4 protein-coding genes are annotated in these 3,465 nt (G+C 38.1%); 2 read left to right on the forward strand and 2 right to left on the reverse strand.

The window, feature by feature from the left end:
- Both K8S13_RS04380 and K8S13_RS04385 read right to left on the reverse strand, forming a co-directional pair.
- The coding region (locus K8S13_RS04380) for a twin-arginine translocation signal domain-containing protein (protein WP_291460731.1) at nucleotides 1-304 on the reverse strand (304 nt) is incomplete at its 3' end.
- A gap of 33 nt (nucleotides 305-337) precedes the next feature.
- Complete coding sequence (locus tag K8S13_RS04385) at nucleotides 338-853, reverse strand: thioredoxin fold domain-containing protein (protein ID WP_291460732.1); 516 nt, start codon at nucleotides 851-853, stop codon at nucleotides 338-340.
- Between the two features lie 597 nt (nucleotides 854-1,450).
- Here K8S13_RS04385 and K8S13_RS04390 point away from each other — a divergent pair.
- Together K8S13_RS04390 and K8S13_RS04395 are read left to right on the forward strand one after the other, a co-directional pair.
- Nucleotides 1,451-1,723 carry a DUF4492 domain-containing protein gene (locus K8S13_RS04390; RefSeq protein WP_291460733.1) on the forward strand — a complete coding sequence of 91 codons (273 nt, stop codon included), beginning with the start codon at nucleotides 1,451-1,453 and terminating at the stop codon, nucleotides 1,721-1,723.
- A gap of 48 nt (nucleotides 1,724-1,771) precedes the next feature.
- Nucleotides 1,772-3,316, forward strand: a complete 1,545-nt coding sequence (locus K8S13_RS04395; protein ID WP_291460735.1) for a cytochrome ubiquinol oxidase subunit I — start codon at nucleotides 1,772-1,774, stop codon at nucleotides 3,314-3,316.
- The last annotated feature ends 149 nt before the right edge of the window (nucleotides 3,317-3,465 follow it).

The raw sequence follows: 3,465 nt of genomic DNA on the forward strand, positions 1-3,465 counted from the left end.
AAGGTGTCAGGCGGTCTATCACATCCCGCTTGTCAGACCAGTCTTCTATCGGAACCCGGCTGGGATACATTTTGGGATACGGTTTTTGGGGGTCTGCATACTTATCTGCATTTGCCTCCTGGCAGGCATAAACACACTCTTCGCACCCAATGCATTTGCTGATATCAAGCAAGGTAACCAACGGCTCTTTTTTTTCACGGGTCATAGACTTGGCAGCCCTGGCAATGCCTGTGGTTGCAGCCACAGACCCTGCAGCCGTGATTGAGCCTTTTAAAAATGCCCTGCGCGAAATTTTAGAAGTCATTTTCCCTCTCTTTCTGATACTTCTTGAATCATATCATATTGTTTTTACAAATTCTTGAAAACTCATTTTGTCATAACTTGCCGTATGAATATATTTTAAAATATGTAAAAATTGTTTTGCATCGATAAATCCGGGAATACTGCTGATTTTCGAATTGTCTGATTTAAGAAACCATAGAGTTGGCAGACCCCTGATGCTCCATTGTGTAGCAAGCTCTTGTTTTTTATCAGTATTCACTGTGATACTGATAAAATTGTCTTTTAAATAGTTCAAAACCGCTTTGTTTCGGAATGTTGTCTTCGTAAGCTTTTTGCAATAAGTACACCAGTCTGCATGGAAATATAAGAAAATAGGTTTATTCTCGGTTTTTGCCAATTCCATACCCTGATCATAACCCTGCCAGTCTATATTTGAAGTGCCGCTGATTTGGGCAGGCCCCTTATCTTGAATGGCATCAGCCTGTTTTTCCGATTTCGATTTATTATAAATCATAACACCGGCAAAAGCGATACAGATAATAGCAACAATAAGTATATTTTCCCTTTTCATGTTACATCCTTTATTCGAATTCAGTTCTTTCCCAATATTATTGATTCATTTTTTAAAGCAATGAGTATACCAAAGGAACTTTCTTTTATAAAAAAATTTCTCTGGTTTTTAAGCATGCACTATCATAGCTTTTTAACTACTTCGTCTCTTTACCGTCGTAATCCTTACAGAATAATCTTGGTCTAATATGTTAACAATAAGTTAACATGTCAATGTTATTAATATTATTTGAATAATTTCAAAAATTAACTGCCGCATTATTATTTTATTTGCCATGGCCGATAAAGTTTTTTGAGCTTAACTTTATTCGCTTAACCATCTTTATGTCTCGACAATACGATACATTAATGTTTCACAGCCTTGTTTCCACGAAACAAATGTGACAGAATGTATCCATATCAATATTGCTAAAATCATTGTTTAAATAAATTTATCAAATCATTCAAAACTCCTATCCACAGGCGGATGAATCGTTTATGATATTCCAATCCATTGATCTTATCATTTATTTTAATCTGACTTTTCTTTTATGGCATATTATTTGCTGTTTTAAGTAAAATAAATAAATCACCGAAAGGACCCATTAAGGTATGGCCAATGAAACATAATCTTCTAAATCTTGAAAAACCGGATAATGTTATAAAAATTGTCAATAATATTTATACATTTTATCGTGATGGTTTCAGGGGAATGGTTCTTGGAAAAAAGCTGTGGAAAATCATTCTGATAAAGCTTTTTGTGATGTTTGTAATCCTGAAACTTTTTTTCTTCCCTAACTTCCTGAATACAAAATTTGAAACCGATGAAGAAAAAGGCAATTATGTGCTTGAACAAATCACAAGGAATGCTTCCAAAAGCCAATTGAAATGATCTTTATTAATATAAAACCAAATTTCATTTAACAGGAGGGAAAAAATAATGATGGATTTTGATTTAACTATGGTGAACTGGGCAAGAGCACAATTTGCCTTTACCGCCATGTATCACTGGATTTTTGTACCCTTAACACTGGGGCTTTCTTTTTTGTGCGCCTTTTTTGAAACTATTTATGTCCGCACAGGAAATAAGGAATGGAGAGCCCTTACAAAATTCTGGATGACCTTGTTTGGAATCAATTTTGCTATTGGCGTGGCAACCGGGATCATTCTTGAGTTTCAATTCGGAACAAACTGGTCCAATTATTCATGGATAGTTGGAGACATTTTTGGTGCACCCCTTGCCATTGAAGGCCTTTTTGCTTTTTTCCTTGAAGCCACTTTTTTTGCTGTCATGTTTTTCGGATGGAACAGGGTTTCAAAAAAGTTTCATCTTTTTTCCACATGGATGGTCGCCATAGGTTCAAATCTTTCAGCAGTCTGGATTCTTGTGGCCAATGGCTGGATGCAACATCCTGTTGGCATGGCCTTTAATCCTGAAACAGCACGATTTGAAATGCAAAGTTTTTTTGAGGTTGTTTTTAACCCTGTGGCTGTTTCCAAATTTGTTCATACGTCAAGTTCCGGATTTTTATTTGCTTCCTTATTTGTACTGACCATCTCCTGCTGGTATCTTATAAGAGGCAAGCATCTTCAAATGGCAAAACGATCCATTATTGTGGCGTCTGTCTTTGGCCTGCTTTCTTCGAGTTTTGTCGCTTTCAGCGGTGATGAATCTGCGTACGCGGTTGCCCAGAAACAACCCATGAAGCTTGCGGCTATTGAAGGCTTATACAAGGGAGAAACAAAGGCCGGCCTTGTTGCTGCAGGAATCCTGCGGGGTGATAAACAGCCGGGAGACGGTCAAGATCCTTTTCTTGTAAAAATTAAACTCCCATTTATGCTTTCTCTTTTAGCAAACCGTTCCTTTACCTCATTTGTACCGGGAATTGACGATCTTGTTTATGGGAATGAAGAACAAGGGATAGAAAGTGCTGCATCAAAAATTGCCAAAGGTAAAAAGGCAATAAATGATCTTGCCCAATTTAAACTGGCCCGCAAAAAAAACAATAACCAAAAAGCAGACCTGGCATTGGCAAGATTCAACGAAAATCAGGAATACATGGGATACGGATACCTCAGTAAACCCGAAGAAGCTGTTCCACCGGTTGCTATCCCCTACTATGCTTTTCATATCATGGTGGCTTTAGGTACACTCTTTCCTGTTCTTTTTGCTGCCTTTCTTTTTTATGCTATAAAAGATTCTCTTACCAAAGAAAACCTGAAAAAATGGCTGCTTCCTCTTGGCTTAATATCCGGTTTTCTGGGTTTAATTGCCCAGCAGTCCGGCTGGGTTGTAGCAGAGGTTGGCCGTCAGCCCTGGGCTATTTACGGCCTCTTACCCGTTAAGGCAGCAACAACAAATCTTGCAGCAAGCAACGTCCAGATTACTTTCTTTATGTTTTTTGCGGTCTTTACTCTTTTACTTGCCGCTGAAATAACCATCATGCTTAAACAAATATCCATTGGACCGGAGGAGGGCCGTTAATAATGATAAACTTTGACTATGTAACCTTGCAACAACTTTGGTGGATAATATGCTCCATTGTGGGTGCTCTTTTTTTGTTTCTTAATTTGGTCCAGGGAGGGCAGACCCTTTTGTGGCAGGTTGCCAAAACCGACGTTGAGAAAACACTG

The organism is Desulfobacula sp., assembly GCF_021107415.1.